At 58.3% G+C, this 26,816-nt stretch carries 22 protein-coding genes; 10 read left to right on the top strand and 12 right to left on the bottom strand.

All coding sequences use genetic code 11. The features are described from left to right. Positions 1-49: 49 nt before the first annotated feature. Together ffh and BHV64_RS02380 are read left to right on the top strand one after the other, a co-directional pair. Positions 50-1,381, top strand: a complete 1,332-nt coding sequence (ffh, locus tag BHV64_RS02385) for a signal recognition particle protein (RefSeq protein ID WP_015547789.1) — start codon at positions 50-52, stop codon at positions 1,379-1,381. Between the two features lie 125 nt (positions 1,382-1,506). Next, positions 1,507-2,742 carry a S41 family peptidase gene (locus BHV64_RS02380; RefSeq protein ID WP_022062542.1) on the top strand — a complete coding sequence of 412 codons (1,236 nt, stop codon included), beginning with the start codon at positions 1,507-1,509 and terminating at the stop codon, positions 2,740-2,742. Positions 2,743-2,776: 34 nt separating this feature from the next. On the opposite strand, the gene BHV64_RS02375 is transcribed toward BHV64_RS02380, so the two are convergent. From BHV64_RS02375 to BHV64_RS02365, 3 genes are all read right to left on the bottom strand, one after another. Then, complete coding sequence (locus BHV64_RS02375) at positions 2,777-2,941, bottom strand: hypothetical protein (RefSeq protein WP_229094893.1); 165 nt, start codon at positions 2,939-2,941, stop codon at positions 2,777-2,779. Further along, on the bottom strand, positions 2,863-3,204 hold the full coding sequence (locus BHV64_RS02370; RefSeq protein ID WP_229094888.1) for a hypothetical protein: 342 nt from the start codon (positions 3,202-3,204) through the stop codon (positions 2,863-2,865). The genes BHV64_RS02375 and BHV64_RS02370 overlap by 79 nt, the downstream gene beginning before the upstream one ends. 188 nt (positions 3,205-3,392) lie before the next feature. Beyond that, a complete protein-coding gene (locus tag BHV64_RS02365; RefSeq protein ID WP_288115538.1) occupies positions 3,393-4,025 on the bottom strand; it encodes a hypothetical protein in 633 nt (210 codons plus the stop codon). 354 nt (positions 4,026-4,379) lie between these two features. Between BHV64_RS02365 and era the strand changes: the two genes are divergently transcribed. The 3 genes from era to BHV64_RS02350 are packed head-to-tail and all read left to right on the top strand — an operon-like array spanning position 4,380 to position 8,698. Continuing rightward, complete coding sequence (gene era / locus BHV64_RS02360) at positions 4,380-5,261, top strand: GTPase Era (RefSeq protein ID WP_015547792.1); 882 nt, start codon at positions 4,380-4,382, stop codon at positions 5,259-5,261. Positions 5,262-5,304: 43 nt separating this feature from the next. Next, positions 5,305-7,293 carry a tetratricopeptide repeat protein gene (locus BHV64_RS02355; protein WP_022062538.1) on the top strand — a complete coding sequence of 663 codons (1,989 nt, stop codon included), beginning with the start codon at positions 5,305-5,307 and terminating at the stop codon, positions 7,291-7,293. 16 nt (positions 7,294-7,309) lie between these two features. Next, complete coding sequence (locus BHV64_RS02350; protein ID WP_193559972.1) at positions 7,310-8,698, top strand: MFS transporter; 1,389 nt, start codon at positions 7,310-7,312, stop codon at positions 8,696-8,698. Between the two features lie 67 nt (positions 8,699-8,765). Here the strand turns inward: BHV64_RS02350 and BHV64_RS02345 are convergent, their stop codons facing one another. From BHV64_RS02345 to BHV64_RS02320, 6 genes are all read right to left on the bottom strand, one after another. Continuing rightward, on the bottom strand, positions 8,766-9,176 hold the full coding sequence (locus tag BHV64_RS02345; RefSeq protein WP_118406461.1) for a GtrA family protein: 411 nt from the start codon (positions 9,174-9,176) through the stop codon (positions 8,766-8,768). Then, positions 9,169-9,948 carry a polysaccharide deacetylase family protein gene (locus BHV64_RS02340; RefSeq protein ID WP_015547796.1) on the bottom strand — a complete coding sequence of 260 codons (780 nt, stop codon included), beginning with the start codon at positions 9,946-9,948 and terminating at the stop codon, positions 9,169-9,171. Before BHV64_RS02340 ends, BHV64_RS02345 begins: the two co-directional genes overlap by 8 nt. After that, entirely contained in the window at positions 9,945-11,855 is a 1,911-nt protein-coding gene (locus BHV64_RS02335) for a glycosyltransferase 87 family protein (protein ID WP_254886356.1), read from the bottom strand. Before BHV64_RS02335 ends, BHV64_RS02340 begins: the two co-directional genes overlap by 4 nt. Before the next feature lie 135 nt (positions 11,856-11,990). Next, entirely contained in the window at positions 11,991-13,136 is a 1,146-nt protein-coding gene (locus tag BHV64_RS02330) for a glycosyltransferase (protein WP_288115537.1), read from the bottom strand. Positions 13,137-13,380: 244 nt separating this feature from the next. Beyond that, on the bottom strand, positions 13,381-13,923 hold the full coding sequence (locus tag BHV64_RS02325; RefSeq protein ID WP_044054567.1) for a ferritin-like domain-containing protein: 543 nt from the start codon (positions 13,921-13,923) through the stop codon (positions 13,381-13,383). 74 nt (positions 13,924-13,997) lie between these two features. Next, positions 13,998-14,726 carry an acyl-[acyl-carrier-protein] thioesterase gene (locus BHV64_RS02320; protein ID WP_015547800.1) on the bottom strand — a complete coding sequence of 243 codons (729 nt, stop codon included), beginning with the start codon at positions 14,724-14,726 and terminating at the stop codon, positions 13,998-14,000. A gap of 85 nt (positions 14,727-14,811) precedes the next feature. Here BHV64_RS02320 and BHV64_RS02315 point away from each other — a divergent pair, with 85 nt between their 5' ends. From BHV64_RS02315 to BHV64_RS02295, 5 genes are all read left to right on the top strand, one after another. Then, entirely contained in the window at positions 14,812-15,423 is a 612-nt protein-coding gene (locus BHV64_RS02315; protein WP_138266122.1) for a hypothetical protein, read from the top strand. A 144-nt stretch (positions 15,424-15,567) separates the two neighbouring features. Then, positions 15,568-16,281 (top strand): DUF2975 domain-containing protein, encoded by a 714-nt coding sequence (locus BHV64_RS02310; protein WP_015547802.1) that lies wholly within the window; start codon positions 15,568-15,570, stop codon positions 16,279-16,281. A gap of 51 nt (positions 16,282-16,332) precedes the next feature. Then, complete coding sequence (locus tag BHV64_RS02305) at positions 16,333-16,554, top strand: helix-turn-helix domain-containing protein (protein WP_044054568.1); 222 nt, start codon at positions 16,333-16,335, stop codon at positions 16,552-16,554. A gap of 35 nt (positions 16,555-16,589) precedes the next feature. After that, on the top strand, positions 16,590-19,388 hold the full coding sequence (locus BHV64_RS02300) for a M16 family metallopeptidase (RefSeq protein WP_288115542.1): 2,799 nt from the start codon (positions 16,590-16,592) through the stop codon (positions 19,386-19,388). 119 nt (positions 19,389-19,507) lie between these two features. Beyond that, entirely contained in the window at positions 19,508-21,565 is a 2,058-nt protein-coding gene (locus BHV64_RS02295) for an LTA synthase family protein (RefSeq protein WP_288115536.1), read from the top strand. A gap of 69 nt (positions 21,566-21,634) precedes the next feature. Here BHV64_RS02295 and BHV64_RS02290 read toward each other — a convergent pair whose 3' ends face one another. The 3 genes from BHV64_RS02290 to BHV64_RS02280 are packed head-to-tail and all read right to left on the bottom strand — an operon-like array spanning position 21,635 to position 26,800. After that, on the bottom strand, positions 21,635-22,894 hold the full coding sequence (locus BHV64_RS02290; protein ID WP_217727151.1) for a DUF5689 domain-containing protein: 1,260 nt from the start codon (positions 22,892-22,894) through the stop codon (positions 21,635-21,637). Positions 22,895-22,912: 18 nt separating this feature from the next. Next, positions 22,913-25,747 (bottom strand): TonB-dependent receptor, encoded by a 2,835-nt coding sequence (locus BHV64_RS02285; protein ID WP_288115535.1) that lies wholly within the window; start codon positions 25,745-25,747, stop codon positions 22,913-22,915. 18 nt (positions 25,748-25,765) lie between these two features. Continuing rightward, complete coding sequence (locus BHV64_RS02280; RefSeq protein ID WP_015547807.1) at positions 25,766-26,800, bottom strand: endonuclease/exonuclease/phosphatase family protein; 1,035 nt, start codon at positions 26,798-26,800, stop codon at positions 25,766-25,768. Between the last annotated feature and the right edge of the window lie 16 nt (positions 26,801-26,816).

Here is a 26,816-nt window from a genome sequence, read left to right as displayed (position 1 = left end):
TGCTTTGTGAATTATTGATTATCTTTGCGCTCGGATAATTTCAGAAGTCATGTTTGAAAATTTAACAGATAAACTCGAACGGTCGTTCAAAATTCTCAAAGGCGAGGGGCGCATCACCGAGATCAACGTCGCGGAGACGCTCAAGGAGATCCGCCGCGCGCTGATCGACGCCGACGTCAACTACAAGGTTGCCAAGACCTTCACCGACGAAGTGAAGCAGAAAGCCCTGGGCCAGGACGTGCTCAAAGCCGTCAAGCCGGGACAGATGATGACCAAGATCGTCCGCGACGAGCTGGCCGAACTGATGGGCGGCACGGCCACGGACATCCGGCTGGAGGGCACGCCTGCGGTGATTCTGATCGCGGGTCTGCAAGGTTCGGGTAAGACGACCTTCTCGGGCAAGCTGGCTTCGCTGCTCAAGTCGAAGAAGGGCCGCCAGGTGCTGCTGGTGGCAGGCGACGTTTACCGTCCCGCAGCCATCGACCAGCTGAAAGTGCTCGGCGGACAGATCGGCGTGGAGGTCTACACCGAGGAGGGTAACAGGAATCCTGTCGAGATCGCCGAGAACGGTATCAAGTACGCCCGGCAGAAGAATTACAACGTGGTGATCGTCGACACCGCGGGCCGTCTGGCCGTGGACGAGGCGATGATGCAGGAGATCACGGCCATCAAGGCCGCCGTGAAACCTTCGGAGACGCTGTTCGTCGTCGACGCCATGACGGGTCAGGACGCCGTGAACACCGCCCGGGAGTTCAACGAACGGCTGGACTTCGACGGCGTGGTCCTCACCAAACTCGACGGCGACACCCGCGGCGGTGCGGCCATTTCGATCCGTTCGGTGGTCAACAAGCCCCTCAAGTTCATTTCGAGCGGCGAGAAGATGGACGCCTTGCAGGTGTTCCACCCCGAGCGCATGGCCGACCGAATCCTGGGCATGGGCGACGTGGTGTCGCTCGTGGAACGCGCACAGGAGCAGTTCGACGAGGAGGAGGCCCGCAAGCTCAAAAAGAAACTGGTCAAAAACCAGTTCAACTTCAACGACTTCATCTCGCAGATTCAGCAGATCAAGAAGATGGGCAACCTCAAGGACCTCGCTTCGATGCTCCCCGGCATGGGCAAGATGCTCAAGAACGTGGACATTCCGGACGATGTGTTCAAGCAGACCGAGGCGATCATCTCGTCGATGACCCCCGCCGAGCGCGAGCATCCCGAGATCATCAACGCCCGCCGGCGCGAACGCATCGCCAAAGGTTCGGGTACGACGATGGCCGACGTCAACCGCCTGATGAAACAGTTCGACGACACGCGCAAGATGATGAAGGCCGTGGCCGGCGGCGGCATGAAGATGCCCAAGATGCCGGGCGGGATGATGCGGCGATAGTATTATATAAGGATCGGGCAGGCTCCAAGGCTTGTCTGATTTGTTTACATGCGGACGTCTCAAATAGCACATTACGCAAGATCACAGAAAAATCGTCACCTTCACCGAAAGAAAACGTATAAACCATGAAGAAACTCCTCTTGCTGTTGCTCTGCACGTGCATGCAGGCGGCATTTGCACAATCGGGGAAAATCGACTGGAAAGCCGATCTGGAATTTCTGACCAAGGAGCTGCCCGAAAAGCATTGCAACTTTTTTACGGCCCGCAGCAAAGGGGAGTTTGTATCGGGAATCGAGGCTATTAAAGCAGAGTCGGAGCGACTGACTGATTTTCAGGTCGCCCTCAAAACGCAACAGCTGATCGCCCGCTTCGGCGACTCACACACCATGCTGCAATTCTTTCAGTTGATTGACCAGACACAGATTCTTCCGCTCGGCACATTATGGGTCAGCGACGGGCTCTACATTACGAAAACGACCCCGGAAAACAAAGAAATTTTGGGACTGCGGATTGTAGCGATCAACGACACGCCCATCGCGACGGTCATCGACAGTTTGAGCACTCTTTTCACCATCGACAACCAGGCGATCGTGAAGTCAATCGTCCCGGAAACGGTGATGAGCCTTCAAGCTCTCGAACACTTCGGATTTGCCGACTCCCGGCAAGTCAAGCTTATGCTGTCGGACGGAAAGACGCAGGTGGTAAAGCCGATACATCCCGACAATGCATTCGTAAATTTCAGACCCGACTCCCTCGCTTTCGCAACCGCCAACCGCAAAGTCCTCTTCACCAGCCGTTATTTCCCCGAAGATCGGATCTATTACATGCTTTACAACAAATGTCACAGCCGTGAGCTGGCGGCTGAACGGGGCGACGCGGAAGCTGCGCAAAAGCTGCCGTCGTTCGAGGCGTTTACCCGGAAAGCATTCGAAACGCTGAATGATAAACCGGTGGACAAACTCATTTTCGACATGCGTTACAACGGAGGCGGCAACTCATCACAGGGAACCGAATTTGTCGAACGACTCGCACAAGCCCTCAAACAACACCCGCAAGTTGCGGTATATGTGGTGCTGGGACGCGATACATTCTCCTCGGCGATTCTGAACGCCATGGATTTCAAACAGCTGACCAATGCCGTTTTCGTCGGAGAAGAGACGGCCGGAAAGCCCAACCATTTCGGGGAGGTCCGCAGCTTTCAGCTTCCGAGTTCGAAGGTTTTGGTCAATTATTCAACAAAATACTTCAAACGCTCGGAAAAAGAGATCGAGACCATCGAACCCGACATGTCGATCGAGATGAGTTTCGCAGATTTCAAAAAAGGAGTCGACCCCGTTTTCGAATGGATAAAAGCTCAATAGCAAAGAATCCCTGCGGTTTGCACAGGGATTCCGTTTACTCGGCCCAGCCGTTGCAGCGGACCTTTGCAGGGTCCCACTTCTGCTTGAGAGCGGGATTTTCGGCTGGATAACCGATCGGTATCACGTTGAGCGGCACGACGCGGCGGGGAAGCCCCAGCACGTTGCGGACGGCACGCACGCGATCCTCGGAGGAATACACGCCCGTCCAGACAGCCTCCCCAGCCCGACGGCATGGGCCGCCAGCAGCAAGTTCTCCGAAGCGGCCGCCGCATCCTGTACCCACCACCCGGCATTGGTCGCACCCTGCGACTCGGTCAGCACACCGCACACCACGACAGCCATCGGAGCCGCAGCGGCACTCTGCGCATAAGGCAGCGAGTCGGCCAGTTGCCGTAGCAAGGCCTTGTTATCCACCACGATAAAGGCCCACGGCCGGCGGTTGCGAGCCGAAGGGGCCGACATCGCGGCGCGCAGCAACAGTTCGACGACACGCGCAAGATGATGAAGGCCGTGGCCGGCGGCGGCATGAAGATGCCCAAGATGCCGGGCGGAATGATGCGGCGATAGGCTACATTTTACAAGACTTCATTGCAAAAAGGCTCTCGGAAACGAGAGCCTTTTTGCAGTCATGTGAAACCCGGTGAGGAATGCTACTTTTCGGAGAACGTCCTGCCGTTATCGTTGGTTTCATAGGATTTTCCGCTCCGGCCTTCATAATATTTTTCGCCGAACAATCCCGATTTTTCGGTCACCTCATCGCCATTGTCGAGCGAAAACCGCCTCTTTTTCGAACCTCCTCCGTCAAACAAGGCAATGATCGTCATCACGACACTCAACAGGAACAAAGCGATCGAAATGGCAATGGACAGCAAAACAAGAGCTATAAGCAGCGGGAAAATAGACGGTCCCAGAATAGCAAGCATCACACAAGTGAACAGTCCATATCCGATTTTCTGACCGGTCGTCGAGAACAAATACAAATGCCGTTTCAAATAATAGATCCAGTAGGCGACACAACACAGAAAAGGAATCACTACAAGAAAAGACATCGCCATGCGTATGCCAACTGTCGAATCAGGAGAAAGATTTCCGAGCAACATGCTCATAACTACACCCCTCAGCAGCGAGGTAATAAATGTCGCTCCGATAGATATGCCCGTCACGATCAGGATATGCTTACTCAAATCGGATGTGTAATCGGGATGATTCTTCCGGGTGAATTTTTCTTCCAGCGTGTTTATGCCCCGGTAAACATACACAAGCAAATTAAAGCGTTTCATCATTCAAGGAGTTAGAGTTTTACATCGAGCAAATGTCAAAACACAAAAAACGCGGACAAACTCTGTTCATCCACATTCAAGGCCTTGGACTGCCTGCACAGAAAGATGAAAGGAATGCCCGCGCCGTAAAACAGCGCGAGCATCAACTTTAATTCCTCTCTGTGATTCAAAAGTGTCCAAGTTCTGAATGTAAGAAGAAAAGCCGATGCGCTTTTATATGTCGTGTGCCGCCGTAGCGGCATTAAAAATCAAAAGTTCTCATTTTTTCATAGGCAGTGCGATTTTAGCATATTGTAAAACAAATATAGGATAAATTCGAATAAATCCCTACCTTTGTCTGCGAATAAAGCAAAAAAAATGCACCGTTCCGGCTTCGTAAATATCATCGGCAATCCCAACGTGGGCAAATCGACGCTGATGAACGCCCTCGTGGGCGAAAAACTCTCGATCATCACCTCCAAGGCGCAGACCACACGCCACCGCATCATGGGCATCGTCTCGGGCGAGGATTTCCAGATCGTCTACTCCGACACGCCCGGCATCCTGAAGCCCTCGTACAAGTTGCAGGAGTCGATGATGAAGTTCGTGACGGGCGCCCTGACCGACGCCGATGTGATCCTCTACGTCACGGACACCGTGGAGCAGAGCGAACGCTCGGCCGAAATCGTCGACAGCATCCGCCGGAGCGGCATTCCGACCGTCGTGGTCATCAACAAGATCGACCTCTCGACGCCCGAAGCGCTCGAAGCGCTGGTCGACAAATGGCAGGCCGAAATCCCCGGGGCGCAGGTCGTCCCCACGTCGGCCAAGGAGAATTTCAACATCGAAGGGCTGTTCCGGACCATCCTCTCGCTGCTGCCCGAAGGCCCGGCGTTCTACCCCAAGGATACGCTCACGGACAAGACGCTGCGCTTCTTCGCCTCGGAGATCATCCGCGAGAAGATCCTCAAATTCTACGACAAGGAGATCCCCTACTGCTGCGAAATCGAGATCGAAAGTTACAAGGAGGAGCCGACGATCGACCGCATCGCGGCGACGATCTACGTGGCCCGCGACTCGCAGAAGGGCATCCTGATCGGCCACAAGGGCGAGAAGCTGAAGAGGGTCGGACAGACGGCGCGCGAAGACATGGAACAGTTCCTCGGCAAGAAGGTTTTCCTCCAGTTGTTCGTCAAGGTCAGCGACGACTGGCGCAACAACGAACGGCAATTACGCAGGTTCGGATACGAACAGGAATAATAAATCGCTCGGAAAGACCGTTTAAAGAGCAAAATCAGTCAGCATGCGGAAACTCATCGCCGGAATCATATTGGGAACCGCCCTGCTGTGCGGCACGAAAGCCCACGCACAGTACAACCGGGAATATTTTTTCTGGGTCGGACGTTCGTGCATGATGAACAACGACTACCAGGAGGCCATCCGCACGCTGAACACCCTGCTGCGCTTCGACGAGGACGCTTTCGAAGGCTACTTCCTGCGCGGCATCGCCAAATACAACCTCGACGACCTGCTGGGCGCCGAGGACGATTTCTCGACGGCCATCCGGCTCAATCCCGTCTACACGCAGGCCTACACCTACCGCGCCATCACGCGCTCGCGTCTGGGCAACTACGACGACGCTTTGCAGGACTTCCGCGAGGCGATCGAGCTGCGCCCCGACCTGCCGGGCCCCTATTACAGCCGCGGCGTGACGCGCCTGCTGAACCAGCAGTTCAAGGAGGCCATCGATGATTTCGACAAGTTCATCCGCCAGGAGAACAAGGTGGCCGACGCCTTCATCTGCCGGGGATTGAGCTACCTCCACCTGAAAGACACCACGCGCGCCTACGAGAATTTCAACACCGCGATACGCACCAACCGCGAGAATCCCAACGGCTACAACCGCCGCGGCGGACTGCACCTCCAGCAGGAACAGTACAAGGAGGCCGAGGCGGATTTCAACAAGGCCATCGAGTGCGATTCGGCCTACCTGCTCTCCTACTTCAACCGCGCGCTGGTCTACAACGCCACCAACCGCCCGATGCAGGCGCTGGCCGATTTCGACAAGGTGATCCAGCTCGATTCGACCAACTCGCTGACCTATTTCAACCGCGCGATGCTGCGCACGCAGATCGGCGACTACAACCGCGCGCTGGAGGATTACGACAAAGTGGCGCTCTACTCGCCCAACAACGTGCTGGTCTACTACAACCGCGCAGGCGTCTACGCCCAGCTGGGCGAGATCGAGCGCGCCGTGGAGGACTACACCTCGGCCATCAAGCTATACCCCGACTTCGCCAACGCCTACATTTACCGCGGCCGGCTGCGCGAACTGCTCCGCGACCCGCAGGGCGCCAAAGAGGACCGCTCGATCGCCCAGCGGAAAATCGCCGAATACCGTTCGCGCCTGAACGACAGCACCTATTCGATCTACGCCGACACCACGCAGCGCTTCGACCGCCTGCTGTCGTTCGACAGCAAGTTCGCCGGAGGCAGCTTCGACCGCATCACGGGCCACAACGGCGGACACGAGGAGATGCGCCTGCTGCCGCTGTTCAAGTTCACGCTCATGCGCCCCGACTCGGTTCCCGCAGCCAAACCCTATCACCTGCAACGCGTCGACGATTTCAAGAAGCGCATCGGCAACGAATACCTCACCCTCTCGTGCCGCGAGAGCAACATCGCGCCCGACACGCTGGTGATGCTCGACAAGCAGTATGTGCAGGAGCTTAACGCAAGCAACCCCGCATGGACCGTGCTCTTCGAACGCGCCGTCACGCAGTCGCTCATCAAGCAGTACACCAATTCGGTGAGCACCTATTCGTCGGCCATCGAGTTGAACCCGTCGAACCCGTTCCTCTACCTGAACCGCTCGACGACGCGCGCCGAGATGATCGACTTCATCTCGTCGATCGACAACTCCTACCAGCGGATCACGATCGACTCGGACCCCGCCAACCGACTGAACAACAATTCGAAACGCACGTACAGCTACGACGAGGCGGTGGCCGACCTGAACAAGGCCGTGAAGCTCTTCCCCGACTTCGCCTACGCCTACTACAACCGCGCCAACCTGCTGGCCCTCTCGGGCAGCCTGCCCGAGGCGTTCGAGGACTACACCAAAGCCATCTCACTCAACCCCGCATTCGCCGAGGCCTACTACAACCGCGGCATCATCCAGCTGTTTATGAAAGACACCCGCAAGGGCTGCCTCGACCTCTCGAAAGCCGGCGAACTGGGAATCACCGAAGCCTACGAGGTGCTGAAACGCTACGCATCACTGGATAACTAACTCAACACAAAAAAATATGGCAGAAACTATCCAACGTAAACTCAACGACTCGCCCGCAGCCCGATGGACGGCGTTGTTGCTCATCGCGTCCACGATGTTTTTCGGTTACATGTTCGTCGACCTGATGTCGCCGCTGCAAAGCATGATCGAGGCACAGCGCGGATGGACCCCCGACGTATTCGGCATGTACGGCAGTTCGGAGTTCATACTCAACGTCTTCGGATTTCTGATCCTCGCAGGCATCATCCTCGACAAGATGGGCGTGCGGTTCACCGGCCAACTGTCGGCTTCGCTGATGTTCATCGGCGCCTGTCTGAAATACTACGCCGTGAGCGACTCGTTCGCGGGTTCGGGCATCGAAACGTGGCTCGGCTCGTGGTGGACCTCGTTCCCCGCCTCGGCCAAACTGGCGTCGCTGGGCTTTATGATCTTCGGCTGCGGCATGGAGATGGCCGGCATCACCGTATCAAAAGCCATAGCCAAGTGGTTCGAAGGCAAGGAGATGGCTCTGGCCATGGGGCTTGAGATGGCCATTGCCCGCGTCGGCGTTTTCGCCATCTTCTCCATTTCGCCGTGGCTCGCCGACATGGCTCCCGCAACGGTCGTACGACCGGTGGCATTCTGCACGGCGCTGCTGCTGATCGGTCTGCTGACGTTCGTGATCTTCTCCTTCATGGACCGCAAACTGGACAAACAACTGGGTCTCGACAGCCGGGGCGGAGGCGGCAGCGAGGAGGAGTTCAAGGTCAGCGACCTGAAGTACATCTTGAGCAGCAAGGTGTTCTGGATCATCGCGTTCCTCTGCGTGCTCTACTATTCGGCCATCTTCCCCTTCCAGCGCTTCGCCACCAACATGCTGGAGAGCAACCTCGGCGTATCGGCCCAGACCGCAGCCGACATTTTCCGCTGGTTCCCGATGGGCGCGGCGGCCATCACCCCCTTCCTGGGCCGATACCTCGACCACAAGGGCAAGGGCGCCACGATGCTCATTTTAGGCGCCATTCTGATGATCGTCTGCCACCTGACCTTCGCCTTCGTGCTCCCGGAGTTCCCGAGCAAGCCCGTCGCCTACGGCTCGATCGTCCTGCTCGGCATCTCGTTCTCGCTGGTTCCGGCCGCACTCTGGCCCTCGGTTCCGAAGATCGTGGAGACGCGCTATCTGGGTTCCGCCTATTCGCTGATATTCTGGATTCAGAACATCGGACTGTGCCTTTTCCCGATGCTCTTCGGCTTCGCACTCAAATATTTCAACGCCGGACGGACCGAGGGAATGCCCTACGACTACACCCGTCCGATGCTGATTTTCGTCGCATGCGGCGTGCTGGCGATGCTGCTGGGACTGTGGCTCAAAGCGGAAGACCGGAAAAAGAAATACGGGCTGGAACTGCCCAATATCAAGAAGTAGCCCAAGCTACACCCGAATAAATGAAGAAGGAGACCCTGCCGCGCATCGCACGGCAGGGTCCGTTTTTTCAGGATTTCAAACGCCCGCGCAGGGCGAAGCGCACCATCAGGAAATTGACCGGAAAGGCGACCAGAAAAACGCACAGCGGCGCATAGAGTTTCGGAACGCCCGCCCACAGCCAGATTTCGAGCAGTACGAGTTCGTTCACAAGGTTGATGAGGTGGGCCGTCAGGAACCGCACGGCACGGCGGGCAGAGGGCCGTACCCGAAAGGTGAAATAGCTCGACAGCAGAAAGTTGCAGACGATGCTGACGCAGAAGGCGCAAAAATAGGCAAGGGCCGGCCAGAGGTCGTCGAAACACCGCACCAGCACGACGTAAACGGCGTAATTGACCGCCGTGGCGACGCCTCCCACCACGGCGAAGCGCACGAACGGACTCTCATAGAGCCTCCGGAGCATCATCGCTACCCTACTCATCGCATCCGAGGTATTCGCGGGTGGTCAAAAACCGACAGCCGCGGGCTTTCAGCCACTCCAGCAGCCGGATGAATTTCCGTTGCAGGTCCGTCCCCGAACAATGCGTAAGATAGCCCGGAACACCGAAAGCCGGCTCGCGCAGCCGTGCGGAAAACTCCCACGGATGGAAATAGAGGTTCAGGTGCCCGTCGCGGCGCAGGGCGCTGCGGCACAGCAGTTTGTAGAGCGGCAGCGGCATGACGTGGAGCGAAATCCAAAACAGCGGCACGCGGAAAGGCGCGGAGACCGAAACCGGATAGATCGTGAGCCCCTCCTCCCGCGACACGGAGCACGGGGCCCGGAGGTTGTTGTAGCGCGTCGGAATCCACGTCGGATTGATCGACGAATTGTACCTGTACCCCGCCGCCGCGAGCGCCGCGGACGAAGCGGCGGCCAGCCGCGGGGCACGGTAGCCGACAATGCGCTGTCCGGTCAGCTCTTCGAGCGTCCGCCGGCTGCCGGCAGGGTCCGACCCGGCGGTCAGCCCGTGGTAATAGTCATGCGAAGCCACCTCGTGGCCTCCGGCGACGATGCGGCGGACAAGGTCCGTGCGGTGGAGGGCAAAATTGGCCGTCGTGTAAAACGTGGCCCGCAGCTCCAGCCGCGCGAGCAGGTCCAGCAGGAACTCCAGCCCCTCGGAGCTGACCGCAAGCTGGGTGCCGAAATCGATTCCGCGGCCCCTTTCGAGCGGAAAATCGAACTCCTCGACGTCGAAACCGAGTGTCACAGTCATAGGCGGATGGCGATACGGAAAAAGTTTCTCAATTCACGGAACAACACCCGCGGAGACATCGCCGACATGACGATGCCGTCGCGGAGCATGGTCTCGACCTCCTCGATGCGCAGGCGTTTGTCGCGTGCGGCGAGGACGACGAATTCGGTGTCGAACAGGAAATCGGAGATGCGTGTGCGCAGCATCACCGCCCGAGCGCGGGGCGAGAGGCCCTTCAGACCGCCCTGCGTGTCGGTATGGCGGATGTTGAGGAAGATGCGGTTAAGCAGTTTCGACCCGTAGGACATCATCTTGCGCATGGGCGAAAGCCGCGAATGGTAACTCCGGTTGCGCACGGCGATCACCACGTCGGTCCCTGCGAACACCCGGTCGATCACCTCGCACATCGACTCCGCCGTATAGGGCATGTCGATGTCCGTATAGATGGTATACGGGGCCCGGGAACGGGCGATGCCGGCCCGGATGGCAGCGCCCTTGCCGCCGTGCGGAATATCGACGATCTCGACATCCGGAACGGCCTGCCGCAGCGCCCCGTGCTGTTCCTCGCCGAAACCATGCGGCGAACCGTCGTTGACGACGATCAGGTGCAGGCGCTTGTCCGGATACCGGGCGCAAAGCTCCGCATAGGAGCGGGCCAGCGCAGGGACGAACCCCGGAGCCGGATTGTAACACGGGCATACGATGTCGAGCCCGTCGCCCGGCCGCGCGGGACGGGATTCTGCCGCCTCGTTTGCCGCCTCGTCTGCCGCAGGCAGGGTTTTGTAGTCCAGAAGGACGTCCGTGACGGCGAAATCCTCGCGCCACAGCCTCCGGATGCAGTGGAGCCAGATGGCGAAGAACGGCAGCGAACGCAGCGCGTAGGCTACGAATACGCCACGGTAGAACTTAGTCGGGAGTAAGTTATAGGAGAAACTGGCGAACAGGGCCAGTAGGAGCAGCGTCCATTCGAGCCGGCCGCGTGCGGGGGGGGGAAAATTCACCCACCAGATACCCATGCCGAGCGCGGCTATCACATAGCCGCTGTGTTCGCTGCCGCTGCTGAACAGCACGATGAACAACAGGAGTGAAGCCAGCATCGTCAGGCGGTAGCTGAAGTGTTTGTACTGCCCGGTGCGCAGGTAGGAGAGCAGAAACAGCACCATGGCGGGGACGATGATCAGCAGGTCGGAATAGGCCGGCGAACCGCTGATCTTGCGCACACAGCCCACCAGCGAGATGTTCGTATAGGCACAGAACATGTTCTCACCGTTCTTCTGCACAATGTCGGCGGCCCATGCCGCATACTGCGACCAGAGGTATTCGGGACTGACGAAGAGCAGGGGCAGCAGCAGGGCCATGGCGCTCCACAAAGCCATATACCCGATGAAACGTCCTTTGCGCCGCACGAAGAAGAAAAAGGCCAGCCCGACGATGCCGTAAATCTTGACGAACGTACCGATGACGATGAACAGTGCGGCCCATCCTTCGCGGCGTTTCTCGATCATGGCCAGCGCCCCGACGACCAGCGCCGCGACGGCGATGTTGAACTGCTGTTTGAAGCAGGCTCCGTAAAAGTCGTTGAGCGTCAGCCACAGCACCAGGCTCGTCAGCACCACGGGCATCGGCAGCTGCCGGACGGTCCAGTAGAGCAGCAGCGAAAGGCTCATGCACCACAGCGACATGCCCAGCCACGGCGGCAGCACCGCGAAAGGTGCGATGATAAAGGCGAAAATCGGACCGTAATGGTTGATATCCCCGTATTCGAGCGGATAGGGCTCGTAAAGGGGAAGCGAGGAGAACAGATGGTCGAACACCCCGCGGAAGACCAGGAAATTGTTGTAGTTCTGAGGCCCGGCCAGCGACTGCGTGATGCAGATCCAAACCGTGCAGAGCATCCAGACGGCAAATACCACATACGGGTTAAGCAACCTGGATTTCAGATTGATGAATTGTGACGCCACAATATGCAAGAGTATGAGTTAGGTCCCGCAAAGATAGGTCTTTTCGCCTGAATAACAAACGAAATGCCGAAAAAACAGTTCTCCCGGAAGCTGCGGCGCCCCCTATTTTCCGGAAGCCACCAGCCCGTACAGCTCCGTGATGCGGCTGCACATCTCCTCCCACGAAAAGCGGCGGCGTTCCTCGACGCAGTTTTCCCGGAAGCGTTGAAGCGTGTCCCCTTCGTACATCCGTTCGATGGCGCCGGCAACCCCTTCGGGCGTGGGTTCGCAGACATACCCCACCCGGCCGTCGGGCACGATCTCGGCCAGTCCCCCGACTTTCGTGACGACCATCGGCACGCAGAACTGGTAGGCTATCTGCGTCACGCCGCTCTGCGTGGCGGTCTTGTAGGGCTGTACGACGAAATCGGCCGCCGAAAAGTAATATTTCACGTCGTCGTCGGGGATGAAGCGGTCGTGGAGCAGCACCTCGTCCTGCAATCCGTTGTCGGCGATCCGGTTCAGATACGGCTCCCGGGCGGTGTAGAACCCCCCCGCCACGATCAGCCGGCGGCCCTCGGTGCGGCCCGCGCGCCGGAGCTGCGCCCAGGCGTCGAGCAGCAGGTCAAGCCCCTTGTAATCGCGGATCAGCCCGAAGAAAAGCACGTAGCGGTTCGCAGGGTCCAGCCCCAGACGCACGCACGCCTCGGAGCGTTCGACCCGCTCGCCGAAGTTCTCGAACAGCGGGTGCGGCGAAAACAGGGCCGGAGCGTCGCTGTACGCGCGAAGCTCGCTGTGCACCTGCTCGGACATGTAGACGAAGCCGTCCACCGAATGCAGGTAGTAGCGGTTGAAGGGTTTGTCGGTCAGGTGGTGTTCGTGCGGCTCGACGTTGTCAATCTGGCACAGCACCTTCGTATGGCCGTTGCCGCGGGCGATGCGGGCAATGGTCCCGAAACAGGGGGCCATGAAGGGCGTCCAGTACTTCATCAGCACGAAATCGGGACGCTCGCGGCGTATCCGGCGGCCGACGCGCACCCAGTTCAGCGGATTCATCGTATTGACGCAGCGGCAGATGCGGAGGTCCGCAGGCGGAGGCGTCGCAACCGTCTGGCTCTCGCCGGGAAACAGCAGCGAGGGATATTGCAGCGTGAAGGTCTTGATGTCGACCTCGTCGCCCCGCCGCTGGAACGTGCGGGCCATGATCTCCATGATCGAGGCCAGGCCCCCGCGGTAGGGATGGGCAGGTCCTAAAATCGTTATTTTCATCGTATCAGAGCATTCCGGCGATTTCATGCCGTTCATCCGATCCGGCAACCCGACGCCTGCGGCCTCCGGCCGCGTCGGCAGGCCCGCCCCGCCCCGAATCCCTCCCCCGGGAGGAACTCATGCGCCGGCCGGGGTTTGCACAGGTTCCCGCGAATGATTCAGGTACAAAGATAACCGAAAAAACGGGACCCCGGCAAAAGGATTCCGTTTTTTGCGTCAGAAGTGCTTTCCGCCGCGCGAACCGCTATTCGCCGCCGCCGGAATGGTTGAAACTCTTCGACGTATGCTTGCTGCCGGCGGCCGATTGCAGCGCGAGGTACTCCTCGCCGTAGTCGATCAGGTTCTGCAACTCGGTGCGGAAGGTGTCGAGATGCTGCTCCTCCTCGCCGATGATGTCCTGAAACATCTTGTGCGTTACGGCGTCCTTGTTCTCCGAGGCGATGCGCGAGGCTTCGTTGTAGCTGTCGATCGTACTCTGCTCCAGCTGCATGGCCATGCGCAGCATCTCCTTCACGTCGGTGACCTGCCGGGTGCGGAACGAGGCGTTCATGTCCACGTCGCCCTGCAGGAACAGGATGCGGTCGGAGAACTCCTCGATGTGGCGCATCTCGGCGATCGAAATCTCGCGCATGATCTTCGAGAGATACTGGTAGCGGTCGTCCTCGAAATGAGTGTGGAAATACATGTACTGCAACGAAGTGGCGATCTCCTTGCCCACGGCATCGTTCAGCAGGTCGATGCTTACCTGATACTTGTTTTTCGCTTGTGTTTTGGTTGCGCTCTCCATAATGAAAAAAGGTTTTGCAGCCGTAAACTGCAAAACCCGTTCCACAAGCGCCCTGCGAAGCGTTCCCCGCAGGCCTATTTCCATTCGATAGAGGCACGCACGGCAGCCGCAGCGCCGTCGGCCGAAATTTCGAACAGCGCCGAACGCCCGCGCAACTCGCACCCCACCGTCAGCGTCTGCCCGAAGCGGCACTCTTTCAGGAAATGAATGTCCAGCCGCACCGGAGCCTCCTGCGTCAGCATGTCGACGGGCAGCATGTCGAGCATCATTTCGATATAGCGCATCGTGTTGACGTGGCGGTTGAAGTCGATGTCGCTGTAAACCACGCGGTGTTCGGCCGTCGCGGTAGGGCTTACCGCACGGATCTTGCGCGGCTTGTCCGTCGGGGGCGCGGCATCGACGATGGCGTCGGCATGCGCGTCGCCCACCCACGAGAGGTCGATCGCCGAACGGCTCTGCAGGTCGATCATCGCCCACTGCGTCACGGCGCGGCCGAATTCGCGGCCTGCGGCATCGGTCAGCGTGAAGTTTCGCGTCGAGAGCACCCGGCCGTAATCGCTGATCCACGTAGCCACGGTGTAGTCGGTGTACTGCGTGGGCTGGCAGTCGAATTCGACGGCCATGCGCGAAAGCACCCACGAATGGTTGTCGGCATTCAGCGCATCGACTCCGAACCCCTTGCCGTGAGCGTCGATGCCCGCGGTGTTGAGTATCGAGCCGCCCAGCGAAGGGATTGTCGCCCGCAGCGTGAAATCCACGTCCTGCGGTTCAACCCGGTAATTATAGCGAGATTTTTCAGCCATTGCATTGAATTTTACGGTTATGCAGGCAAAGATACGATTTTTTTCGTATTTTTGTTTTTGATGTTAACCCTTAAACCTGTTAGTTATGGAAGTGAAAAAACTCGATTTCGGAGAAACCCTCAAGGATTCCGTCGCCATCGGCGTAAAGAACGCACCTTCGGTGATCGCAGCAGTGGCCTTATGGCTCATTACGATCTGGATACCTTATCTCAATGTGGGGACCACAATCGCCATCACCTTACTGCCCACACAGTTGGCCAAGGGTGAGATTGTCAATCCCCTGGGCATTTTCGACAGCAAATACCGCCGCTACATGGGCGAGTTCTTCATCACGATGGGCCTGATGGTTTTCCCGATTTTCATCGGCGTGCTCTTCATGGTCATCCCGGGCATCGTGCTCTCGATCGCATGGACGCTCTCCTACTATTTCCTCATCGAAAAGGGCAAAAATCCGATACAGGCCATCAAGGCTTCGAACGACGCCACCTACGGCAGCAAATGGACCATGTTCTTCGTGTCGCTGGTCGTCGGCGTGCTGTTCGGCATCGTATTCGGCATTTTCCAGGCCATCTGCAACGCGATCGGCATCGGCTTCATCACGTTCGTCGTCATGTTCATCCTCTACGTGCTGGCCATCTCGATCTCAATGTCCATCAGCGCTTCATTCTGGAAACAGCTGAAAGACAACGTGGAGTAAACGCTCCGGAGACGATCCGAAGGACGGCACAGGCGGCCGTCCTTTTTTGTCCGCCGCGAAAAATTTTATCGAAAAACGATAAATATTATTTGTTTTTCGAAAATTAATTCTATCTTTGCAACTGTAAAACCAAAATAGTCACACATGCAGAACAAAAAATCGCTCCTGCAACGCCTGCTGGTCATTTACATTACGTTTTTCATCGTACTCGTGGCAAGCATCGCCCACGGAATCCTGCCCAATTTCTCGCGGGGCGCGGCGGAAGGCGCGGAACTCGGTAACGACATCGCCGAAAAGTGGAAATCCGGCGTGCCGCGCATGATCTACATGCTGGGCGACATCCGGGTGACGGGACAGCCCGAAACGGCCGTCGAAATCGCCGCGGCGCCGGGCGTGGAAATCAAAGCCAACGTCCGCAAACTCGCCCTGGTCGTCGAGCAGAACGCCCCGGGCACATCCCCGCTGGGGCTGGCATTCCGTTCGATCGGCGGCAGCGCATGGCTCTATGCGCTGGTTATGCTCTGCCCGCTTCTCTATCTGGCCATCATCGTACTGATGTTCGTGATCATCCACTCGCTGCGCCGCTCGATCCGCGAAGAGCGCACGCTCGACAAACGCAACGTCTGGTATCTGCGCGCAATCGGCATGCTGACGATCGTCACCGAACTGATCAGCGACACCGTGGACTGGGTGATGAACAGCCGCGCCGCCGAACTGCTCGCCGGAAGCGGATACACCGTCGACGCGGGTTTCCACGTCTCCTACGCAATGATCATCATGGGTATCCTGATCCTTTTCGCCGCCGAGGTCTTCGCCATCGGCCAGAATTTGAGCGAGGAGCAGAAACTGACCATCTAAAACAGACGACATGAGAGAAATGCAAACGATAAAAGGGGGGGGGACGACTTTATGGCGATAATCATAAACATAGACGTAATGATGGCCAAACGCAAGATGTCGCTCGGCGAACTGGCCGAACGGGTCGACATCACGCCCGCCAACCTCTCGATCCTCAAGAACGGGAAGGCCAAGGCCATCCGGTTTTCCACGCTCGAAGCGATCTGCCGCGAGCTGGACTGCCAGCCGGGTGATATCATCGAATACCGCCCCGAAGAGACACAGAAACAATAAACCTTATACCACAAATGCCCATGAAAAAATTATTGATGCTGGCCGTCGCGGCGTTCGCCGCCGGCAGCGCCGCGGCACAGATGAACCAGCCGATCCCGGCCGATCCGGAGGTCCGCACTGGGAAACTGGAAAACGGAATGACCTACTACATCCGCCACAACGAAAAGCCGAAAGGCCAGGCCGATTTTTACATCCTCCACGACGTGGGAGCCATCCAGGAGAACGATTCGCAGCAGGGCCTCGCCCACTTCCTGGAACACATGGCCTTCAACGGAACCAAGAACCTCCCGGGCAAACAGCTCACGGAGTATCTGGAGACCGTGGGCGTGAAATTCGGCGCCAACCTCAATGCCGGCACGAGTTGGGATTACACGTGCTACAACATGAAGGACGTGCCGACCTCGCGCGAGGGAATCATCGACTCGGCGCTGCTGATCCTGCACGACTGGTCGCACTTCATCGCGCTGGAGCCGTCGGAAATCGACTCGGAGCGCGGCGTGATCATGGAGGAGTTGCGCACGCGCGACGGCGCGTCGTGGCGTTCGACGATGAAGCTGTTGCAGGCGCTGGGCAAAGGCACGAAATACGAGCGCCGCAACTTGATCGGCTACCTCGACGGGCTGAAGAACTTCCGGCACAAGGAGCTGGAGGATTTCTACAAACAATGGTACCGTCCGGACTACCAGGCCGTAATCGTGGTCGGTGACATCGACGTAGACGCCATTGAGTCCAAGATCAAGACGCTGATGGCCGACATTCCGGCTCCCGCCGCCGGCGCATCGCAGAAGGAGACCATCGAGGTTCCCGACAACGAGGAGCCGATCGTCAGCATCTACACCGATCCCGAAATGCAGGGTACGAAGGTGCAGCTCTTCATCAAGCGCCCGGCGCTTCCCGAACAGCTCGCCAACACGGTGCTGGCCGAGGCCAACAACGTGATCGAGGCCTACATGACCACGATGGAGAACGCCCGCCTGCAGGAGATCGCCATGCAGCCCGACGCGCCGTTCCTCGGCGCCGGCATGGGCACGGGCGACGTGATCGGCATCATCCCGACGCTCGACGCCACGGTATTCGTGGCCATGACCGAGGACGGCAAGCTGGCCCGCGGCTTCGAGACCCTCTATACCGAAATGGAGAAGGTGCGCCGCTACGGATTCACGCAGGGCGAGTTCGAACGCGCCCAGGAGAACCTGATGCGTCAGGCCGAACGCTCGTACGCCAACCGCAACGACCGCCGCAACAACGAATTCGTGCAGACCTATCTGAACAACTACCAGAAAAACCAGCCGATGCCCGATGCCGAGACCGAATGGCAGCTCGACAGCATGCTGATCAAGATGCTCAACGTGGATGCCGTCAACGCCTTCGCGAAGCAGACCATTCTCCCGACGAATCAGGTGATCGTGATCAACGCTCCCGAGAAGGAGGGCGTCGCAACGCCCACCGCCGAGGAGATTCTCGCCATCCGCGACAAGGTGGCCGCATCGGAGGTCACGGCCTATGAGGACAACGTGGTCAAGGAGCCGCTGATCGCAGAAGGGACCGTGCTCAAAGGCTCGCCCGTGAAGAAGACGGTCGAGGACAAACAGCTCGGAACGACGGAATGGACGCTGGCCAACGGTGCGAAGGTCGTCGTGAAACCCACGACCTTCAAGGCCGACGAAGTGCGCCTGGGCGTAGTCGGCAAGGGCGGCCTGTCGCTGCTCTCGGACGAGGAGTACTACATGGGCGAAATGATGCCCGCCGTGAACTCGATGTCGGGCGTCGGCAAATTCTCGGCCACGGAACTCAAGAAACAGCTTTCGGGCAAAACGGCCTCGGTGCAGCCCTCGGTGGAGAACTACACCAGCGCCATGGGCGGCGTCTGCTCGCCCAAGGACATCGAGACGATGCTCCAGCTGCTCTACCTCAATTTCACGCAGCCCCGGTTCAACAAGGACGACGTGGACAATCTCACGAAGATGCTCCTCGCCCAGCTCGCCAATGCCAAGTCGAATCCCGACTTCCTGATGCAGGAGAAGGTGGCCGACGTGACCTACGGCCACAATCCCCGCCGTCAGATGATCTCGACGGAGATCGTCGACAAGTTCGACTTCGAACAGCTGCCCGGCATTTACGCCAAGCTCTACCCCGGAGCCAACGGATTCGTCTTCACGTTCGTGGGCAACATCGACCCCGAAACGCTGAAACCCCTCGTGGAGAAATACATCGGTTCGATCCCCGCCGCCCGCAAACCGATCAATTACGTCGACGACAAGGCCTATCCGGTGAAAGGCGAGGTTACGGAGGAGTTCACGGCTCCGATGCAGCAGCCGAAGGTCTCGGTCAACTACCATTTCTCGGGTGAGATGCCCTACACGCTCAAGAACAAAATGGCCCTGACGTTCCTGACGCAGGCGCTCAATTCGCGCTATCTCGTTTCGATCCGCGAGGAGAAGGGCGGAACCTACGGCGTGCGCGTCCAGGGTTCGACGAAGTACATCCCCCGCCAGACTTACAGCATGACCATTTCGTTCGACACCAACGAGGAGATGGCCGACGAACTGCGCGAGATCGTGATGAAGGAGATCGAGGAGATCGCAGCCAACGGTCCCAAGAGCGAGGACATCGAGAAAAACCGCGAATTCATGCTCAAGAGCTGGAAGAACAGCCTCGAACAGAACGGCGCATGGATGAGCTACATCCAGATCAAATACGGCTCGGGCCTGAACTACATCGCCGACCACGAACAGGCGATCCGCGACCTGACCAACGCCGACGTGCAGGCGCTCGCCAAGAAGATCCTTGCGGACGGAAACCTCGTGAAGGTCGTCATGCGCCCGTCGAAGTAAGCACCAAAACAAACGATTTTTCAAAACAACAGAACAAGGCAATCACCCGGTGACTGCCTTTTCTTTTTCCGAACGGGCTGAAAATGGTTAACTTTGTACCGTTAATTCCCAAATTCATCATGCAAAAAAGTATTCGGCTGGTCTCCGGCCTCTATCTCAAACTGTCGCTGCTGACCGTCGCCGTCGGCCTCGTGCTGCGCGTCGTACTGCTTTTCAACGAGCAGACCACCTCACTCGCCTTCTCATTCGGCGAATGGTGCGAAGTCTTCCTGCTGGGCGCCGTGAACGATTTCTGCGCCGCGACGGCGGGATTCATTTTCCTCTGGCTCTTCATGTTGAGCGTTTCGCGCACCAAGTACAAAAAGCCGTGGGGCTACATCCTCCTCGCCCTGCTCGTGGCGGCGTTCTGCTACGTGGCGTTCTTCAACACGATCTTCGACGAATACGGAAGCGTCGCGCCGCGAATCGCCCTCTATGTGCTGGGCTACTGGGCCGGCAGCTTCGCACTGCGGCTCTTCCTGCCCGGATTCCGCAGCCACTGGACCACGGTGTGGTTCGCCCTCTTCATCGTCGTCTACGTGGGCGCCATCATCTTCAACGGCATCAGCGAATATTTCTTCTGGAGCGAATTCGGCGTCCGCTACAACTTCATCGCCGTCGATTACCTGGTCTACACCAACGAGGTGGTGGGCAACATCATGGAGTCCTACCCCGTCATTCCGATGACGCTGGGCATCGTCGTCGTGACGCTGCTCGTGACGTGGTACTTCTTCCGCAGCGAACTCGTGCAGACCGAATGCCTGAAAGGCTGGAGGTGGAAAGCCGTAATCGGACCGGCCTACGTCGCGGCGCTGTTCGCCGCGATCGGGCTGCTGAACTTCAACACCCGCTTCCAGGACAGCGACAACGTCTACGTCAACGAATTGCAGGCCAACGGACTCTACAAGTTCTACGACGCCTTCGTCAAGAACACGCTCGACTACGAACAGTTCTACCTCACGCGTCCCGAAGCCGAGGCCGAAGCCTTCGTGCACGGGGTCTACCAAAGCACGGGCGACAACCTGCACGCCGTGCGCGCCGAAGGGGAGGAGATCCGCCGCAACATCGTGCTGATCACCATGGAGAGCATGAGCGCCTCGTACATGGAGCGGTTCGGCAACACGGAACGGATCACGCCCGTACTCGACTCGCTCTACAAACTGGGACTGGCGTTCGACCGCGTATACGCCACGGGCAACCGCACGGTGCGCGGCCTGGAGGCCGTGACGCTCTCGCTGCCGCCCTGCCCGGGCCAGAGCATCATCAAGCGTCCGAACAACGCCGGAATGCACTCCACAGGAGCCTTGCTGCGCGACAAGGGTTACAACGTGACCTATTTCTACGGCGGCAACAGCTATTTCGACAACATGGAGACCTTCTTCTCGGGCAACGGATACGACATCGTCGACCAGAAAAGCTACAAGCCCGAAGAGATCACCTTCGCCAACATCTGGGGCGTCTGCGACGAAGACGCCTACCGGAAGGTCATCCGCACGCTCAACGAGGAGACCCGCAGCGGCAAGCCGTTCTTCGCCCACGTGATGACCGTCAGCAACCACCGCCCCTTCACCTACCCCGCCGGACGAATCCGCATTCCCAACGACTCGAAGAGCCGCGCCGGAGGCGTGCTTTACAGCGACTATTCGCTGGGACGGTTCTTCGCCGAAGCGGCCAGGCAGCCGTGGTTCGAAAACACGATCTTCCTCGTCACGGCCGATCACTGCGCTTCGAGCGCCGGCCGCACCGAGATTCCGTTGCAGAAATACCACATCCCGGCGCTGATCCTCGCCCCCGGGCTTATCGAACCCGGAGTGGTCGACGGCATCGTCTCGCAGATCGACCTGATGCCCACCCTGCTGTCGCTGCTCAACATGAGCTACGACTCGCATTTCTACGGCCGCAGCATCTTCGACCCGGCATATGTCAACCGCGCGTTCATCGCCACCTATCAGGACCTCGGCTACCTCGAAGGCGACACCTTCACGATTCTGTCGCCCGTGCGCCGCTTCGAGCAGTACCGCGTGGTTCCCACCGAGGAGAATCCCCACCACCTCGAAGCGATGGAGCGGAAGGACGCCGTGCAGGTCGACCGCGCGATCGGCTACTACCAGACCTCCTGCAAATGGAACAAGCGGTAACGCTGCCGCCGCGGCACAAAAAAACTGCGACCCTTTTGGGTCGCAGTTTTTTATTGCTCAAACGCGGGATCAGTCACCCTCGTAATCGTCGCCGCCGTTCTTCACGGGAGGCGTCAGCGACGAGGCGGGCGTATTGGCCCTGATCCACTCCTCGGAAAGCAGCGACTCGGGCGGGAAGCCGAGGTCCTCGATACGGCTCACTGAAATCTGGTACTGCGCCCAGTCCTCCGAACCTCCCGTGAAATCGCTCTTCTTCGCATAGATGCCGTAGATGCCCAGCACCGTACCCTCCGTGCCGTCCTTCGGGATGGGCTTCATGGCGAACTGGCTGTAACCGCTCGTACGGATGCCGTAAACGCCCGGGTCCGAAGTGTACTCCGCCGCATCGTTGTAGCTCATCAGCACCGAACCGTAGAGACGGATATTCTGCTCGCTGTTGTTGTAGGCCCAGCGATACCACGCGCCGAAGATGGGCGTTCCCCAGTCGGTCACGATCCAGCTCGGATAGGGATTCGCATTTCCGCCGTTTTTGAGGTTCGGAGGCGTCACGCCGTCCTGATTCTTCACACCCGCATAGCGGATCTTGATCTTGTTGAAACGCACCAGCCGGCCCAGATCGGCCTCGCCGAGCGACGTGTAGTTCGAACCGTCGACCTCCTTGATGTCCGAGTCGTCGAGCGTCGTGTATTCGCCGCGGAAGACGTTCAAGGCGGCAACCTTCGGGTTGTCGAGGTTCGAGTTGGCGTAGAACTTGTGGTTGCCGGCCGTGTTGATACCGTCCGAGGGAGCGCCTCCGATCGAAAGCATCATGCGGTAGTTACCCAGATAGAGACCGTCGAGACGCACGTAGACCCACTGGCTCTTGATCGGCTTCGCACCCAGATCGAGCAGGAAGTCGAGATAAAGGCCGTTGTAAAGCTTCAGCTCGATACCGGCTTTTCCGGTCTGGTCATCCCCATCCCACTCACCATCATCATAAATATAGAGCGACTTGTAGATGTTGCCCTGACGGTCGCTGCTGATCACCTTGCCCTTGATGTAGTATTTCGAAGCCTCGGGCCACTCCATGAGGCCGTCGAACTTGGCCTCCTCGGACGTGCGGGTTCCGAACTTGAGGGTCTTGGTCGTGGAGAAATTGTCGTTGGTTCCCGTATTGGAGATCGGACCAAATTTTTCCTTCACTTCGGCAATGGTGATCCGAGTAAGCCCCATTGCGGCCATATCGTCGTCCACATAGAGTTTCTGCGGAGCCGGAGTGTCGAAATCGTTGTAGCAGCTCACGGCCACCAGACCGACGAGAGCCGCCAATGCTATTTTAAGACTTTTCATAAATTATGCTTTGCGCGATTAGAAACGGAAATAGACATTCAGGTAATAGGTCGTACCGAACAGGTAGAAATACTTCGAGGGGAAGCGGCCGTAAATCTGCTCGCCGCCCTCGCCGCGGACCTTGCTCATACGCATCTGCTCGTAACCGCCCGTGCGGATGTCCTGATCGTTGAGGATGTTCTTCACCTCGAGGCTGAAGCCCAGCATGTAGACCCGGTGGATATACCAGTTCTTGCCGATATTGGCGCTCAACGTATATGCGCTGTCAAACTTCTCCTGCTTGCGGAGGGTCTTGATCGACGAGAGGGCCGATGCCTTCTGCGCATTGGTGGCCGTATTGGAAGTCAGCACATTCGTATAATACTTAATGGCGGTAGCCGTACGGTACATCGGGTTCATCGAAAGATAGATGTTGTCGTAGTAGTTGAAGTTCACACCGGCGAACCAGTTGCGCGGTCCGCGGTAGTCGAGACCGATGTTGAAAGCCAGCTGCGGCGAGCTTTCCACATGATAACCGTCCCAGTTGACCTTATCTTTCAGTACGATCTTGTCCACGTTGTCAACCGTCTGCACGAAGTTGGGATTCGACGTATAGATATAGTCGCCCCAGCTCAAGGCACCCACGACCGAGAGGCCGTTCCATACGGGAACCGAAAGGCCCAACTCAACGCCGTAGTAGCGTTTGTCGATACCGCTCATGGCGAAGTTGGTGAACGAACTGCGGGTATCGTCGTAGAACGAGATGACCTTCGACTGGTCCTCGATCGTCGTATAGTATCCCGAAAGACGCGCCTTGATGTAGGGCAGGTTGAGGTTATAGGTAAGATCGGCTGCGAAAATCTTCTCGGCCTTCAGACCCGGCGTGGTCGTGTTGCGCGTACGGGGCGACACGAATGCCGTCGCGAACTTGGGCGCCTGCTGCATGTAAGCCACATTGGCCTCGATCGAATGCGCTCCCGAGAACTTGTAGCCCAGCGAAAGTTTCGCATCGTAGGTCAGGTAGTCGAGTTTCTTCGAATCGCCTTTCGAATCGTTGGGGAACAGACCCTTGCGCCACATGCCCTCGCGGTACATGTTCGAGTAGCCGACCGATCCGGAAACGCCCAGCGAGAAACCGCCGATGCCCCACGTGTAGTTGGCCCAGGCATTGGTTTCGAGCAGGTGCGCCCGGTAGTAGTAACCGTACTTGTCGCCGACACGGGCAATGCGGGCGTGCCCCGTAGCCCAGTAGTAATCCAGGTCGTTCTGGTAAGCCTCGGCGCTGGCCATGTCGCGCTCGGCGAACTTGTCGATGTCATACCAATAGTCGCCGCCCAGCAGGTCCTTGATCTCCGAGTAGTAATTCGTGCGGTTGACGCGCAGGTTGGCGCCGCCGACGATGCGCATGTTGTGGCGCATGTTATGCTGCACGTTGACCGCCAGGTTGTAGTCCAGCTGGTCGGTGTGACGCTCCTCGATCATGTAGTTCGAACGACTGTTATTGCCCATCAGTTTGGACAGCACCGGATCGGTGTCGATATTCCGCATATTCGTCTGGAAGAATTTGTCGTAGTCGAGCATACCGTCCCACACACCTTTCGCTATGGCGCCATCCATCGCGTAAAAATAGATCGTCTCGTCGGTGGTTATGCCCGGCACGATCTGCGTCTTATCCGAATTCGGCATATAGCGGTAGTAGTCGCCGCGGGGGTCCGCTCCGGCGTTCCACGTCAGGGCCGAATAGCCGTTCCTGCCGAAACGCAGCGACGTGGCGGCGTTCAGGCGCGTGTTCTCCGACATGTCCCACGTATAGTTCAACATCACGATCGGCTCGTGGGTGTTGCGCACGCGCGAGTTGCGGAGCTTGCCGGCCTGGTAACCCACATTGGGGTTGTAGTAGTTGTTGCCGAACAGGGCGTAAGCCTCGTCGGTCGAAGCCTGCTGCGCGCCGCGCTCCGAAGGCGAAGCCAGCAGCGTCAGCGCAAGGCGGTGGTTCTGTCCGAAAAGCTTCTCGGCCGAAGCGAAATAGGAATAGGAGTTGTAGTAAACGCCGTCCACATAGCCGTTGCCGCCCTGGCGGGTTCCCACCGAGAAGGCGTACGACCAGCCGTTGTCCAACTGTCCCGAGCCGTAGGAAACCATCGCACGGAAACGGTACATCTGGTTGCCGTTCGACACGCTCACGCGGAATCCCTTGCGCATCTGCGAGGCGCGGGCGTTGACGTTGGTCATGCCGCCGATGCCGCCGATGCCGAAATCCGACGCTTCGAGGCCCGTGTAGTTCTCCTGGTTACGCGTCGCGTCGTTCAGTCCGCTCCACAGCGACCAGGGACCGTAGCCCGTCATGGCGTCGTTGAAGCGGATGCCGTTCAGGTAGATGTCCGAGTACTGCGAATCGTAGCCGCGGACGTTGAAACGCATCTCGCTGAAACGGTACGATGCGATGTTGTTGAAGAGGTCCTTCGACGAAGAGAGCGACGAAGGCAGCGCCTGCGTGTCCGACGACGAGGAGTCGCTGTCGAATTCGGCGAAAACGGCGTCGTCCAGAACCGCACTCTGCCCCGACGGCACGATGATCACCGACTTGAGGTCCTGCACATGCTTATCGCCTACGCGGACCATCAGGTTGAGATCCTCGAAGTCGGGCGTAGAGAAGAGCACCGTGTAGCTGCCCGCAGGAAGATTCTCGAAGATGAAGTTGCCGTCCTTGTCGGTCATGGCCGTCAGACCCAGCGATTCGATCTTCACCTGTACATTGCTCAAGGCCACGCGACCGTTGCGCGAAACCACCTTACCGCGGATGCCTCCGTCCTGCGCATAGGACGTGAAGGTCACGGCGGCGAGCATCAGAATAAGTAGAACTTTGAGTTTCATACAAATATTTTAGAGTGTTTATTTGGCGATGTAGATATATACGGGGAAGTGGTCGCTGAAACCGCCCTGGAAATCGTTGCCCACGAACGTACGCAGCGGATAGCCCTTGTACTGGCCCTCCTTCTGGATCATGTAGGGACGGCGGAAGATGCCGCCGTAGAACTTCGAGTTGCCGGCGGGCTGGATTTTCAGACTGCCCGTGGAACCGGTGGCGAGGTTCTCCGAAACGATGATGTTGTCGAACAGGTTCCACTCGTCGCGGTAAGCCAGCGTGCCGTAACCCGCTTTCAGCAGGCCGATGAAGGGATTGAACATGTCGCCCTTGCCGACCTCCTTGATCTTGCCCTTGGCGTTGAGGCCCTCGACGATGCTGTCATCCGTGGCATCGTCGTTCAGGTCGCCCATGACGACCACCTTCGTGGCCGGGTTGGCGGCGGTCACCGAGTCGACGATGTGCTTCACCTGCTTGGCGGCAGCCAGACGCTTGGGGGCCGAAGCCTCCTTGCCGCCCAGACGCGAAGGCCAGTGGCTCACGAGGAAGAAGAACGGCTCGCTGTCGATCGTGCCCCACATCGTGACGAAATCACGCGTCCTGAAGTTGGGCAGTTCCGGCATCTTGAACGGAATGGCGGCGCTTCCCTCCAGCTTGAAAACGTCGGGACGGTAGTAGAACGCCACGTCGACGCCGCGTGCGTCGGGCGAATCGTAATGCACGATGCGGTAGTTGCCGGGCGCGAGTTTCGGCTGCGCGATCACATCCTCCATCACCGAGCGGTTCTCGATCTCCGAAACGCCGATCACCACGGGATAATCCTTATCCTCGGCGGCGATGTCGAACAACACCCGTTCGAGGTTCCCGATTTTCCTGGTGTACTTGGCCGAGTTCCACTTCTTGGGTCCTTCGGGCGTGAACTCCTCATCGAGGACGCCGGGATCGTGAATGGTGTCGAACAGGTTCTCGAAGTTGTAGAAGACCACTTTGTAGGGCTTCTGCGCGAAGCATGCCACCGCGATCAGCGAGGCAAACAGTCCTGTCAAAAAGATTCTCTTCATAAACGATTTTTGTTGT

It is taken from the genome of Alistipes sp. 56_sp_Nov_56_25 (genome assembly GCF_001915285.1).
Lineage (GTDB): Bacteria > Bacteroidota > Bacteroidia > Bacteroidales > Rikenellaceae > Alistipes > Alistipes shahii.
Note: the sequence above shows the minus strand (reverse complement) of the source record. Positions and strands in the feature narration are given on the sequence as shown.

Excerpts from the sequence above, each read along its gene's own strand:
- BHV64_RS02370 (WP_229094888.1), bottom strand. The coding sequence starts at position 3,204 with ATGTCGGCCCCTTCGGCTCGCAACCGCCGGCCGTGGGCCTTTATCGTG.
- BHV64_RS02355 (WP_022062538.1), top strand. The coding sequence starts at position 5,305 with ATGCGGAAACTCATCGCCGGAATCATATTGGGAACCGCCCTGCTGTGC.
- ffh (WP_015547789.1), top strand. The coding sequence starts at position 50 with ATGTTTGAAAATTTAACAGATAAACTCGAACGGTCGTTCAAAATTCTC.
- BHV64_RS02340 (WP_015547796.1), bottom strand. The coding sequence starts at position 9,948 with ATGACTGTGACACTCGGTTTCGACGTCGAGGAGTTCGATTTTCCGCTC.
- era (WP_015547792.1), top strand. The coding sequence starts at position 4,380 with ATGCACCGTTCCGGCTTCGTAAATATCATCGGCAATCCCAACGTGGGC.
- BHV64_RS02380 (WP_022062542.1), top strand. The coding sequence starts at position 1,507 with ATGAAGAAACTCCTCTTGCTGTTGCTCTGCACGTGCATGCAGGCGGCA.
- BHV64_RS02305 (WP_044054568.1), top strand. The coding sequence starts at position 16,333 with ATGGCGATAATCATAAACATAGACGTAATGATGGCCAAACGCAAGATG.
- BHV64_RS02365 (WP_288115538.1), bottom strand. The coding sequence starts at position 4,025 with ATGATGAAACGCTTTAATTTGCTTGTGTATGTTTACCGGGGCATAAAC.
- BHV64_RS02325 (WP_044054567.1), bottom strand. The coding sequence starts at position 13,923 with ATGGAGAGCGCAACCAAAACACAAGCGAAAAACAAGTATCAGGTAAGC.
- BHV64_RS02350 (WP_193559972.1), top strand. The coding sequence starts at position 7,310 with ATGGCAGAAACTATCCAACGTAAACTCAACGACTCGCCCGCAGCCCGA.
- BHV64_RS02315 (WP_138266122.1), top strand. The coding sequence starts at position 14,812 with ATGGAAGTGAAAAAACTCGATTTCGGAGAAACCCTCAAGGATTCCGTC.
- BHV64_RS02290 (WP_217727151.1), bottom strand. The coding sequence starts at position 22,894 with ATGAAAAGTCTTAAAATAGCATTGGCGGCTCTCGTCGGTCTGGTGGCC.
- BHV64_RS02285 (WP_288115535.1), bottom strand. The coding sequence starts at position 25,747 with ATGAAACTCAAAGTTCTACTTATTCTGATGCTCGCCGCCGTGACCTTC.
- BHV64_RS02280 (WP_015547807.1), bottom strand. The coding sequence starts at position 26,800 with ATGAAGAGAATCTTTTTGACAGGACTGTTTGCCTCGCTGATCGCGGTG.
- BHV64_RS02300 (WP_288115542.1), top strand. The coding sequence starts at position 16,590 with ATGCTGGCCGTCGCGGCGTTCGCCGCCGGCAGCGCCGCGGCACAGATG.
- BHV64_RS02295 (WP_288115536.1), top strand. The coding sequence starts at position 19,508 with ATGCAAAAAAGTATTCGGCTGGTCTCCGGCCTCTATCTCAAACTGTCG.
- BHV64_RS02345 (WP_118406461.1), bottom strand. The coding sequence starts at position 9,176 with ATGAGTAGGGTAGCGATGATGCTCCGGAGGCTCTATGAGAGTCCGTTC.
- BHV64_RS02330 (WP_288115537.1), bottom strand. The coding sequence starts at position 13,136 with ATGAAAATAACGATTTTAGGACCTGCCCATCCCTACCGCGGGGGCCTG.
- BHV64_RS02310 (WP_015547802.1), top strand. The coding sequence starts at position 15,568 with ATGCAGAACAAAAAATCGCTCCTGCAACGCCTGCTGGTCATTTACATT.
- BHV64_RS02320 (WP_015547800.1), bottom strand. The coding sequence starts at position 14,726 with ATGGCTGAAAAATCTCGCTATAATTACCGGGTTGAACCGCAGGACGTG.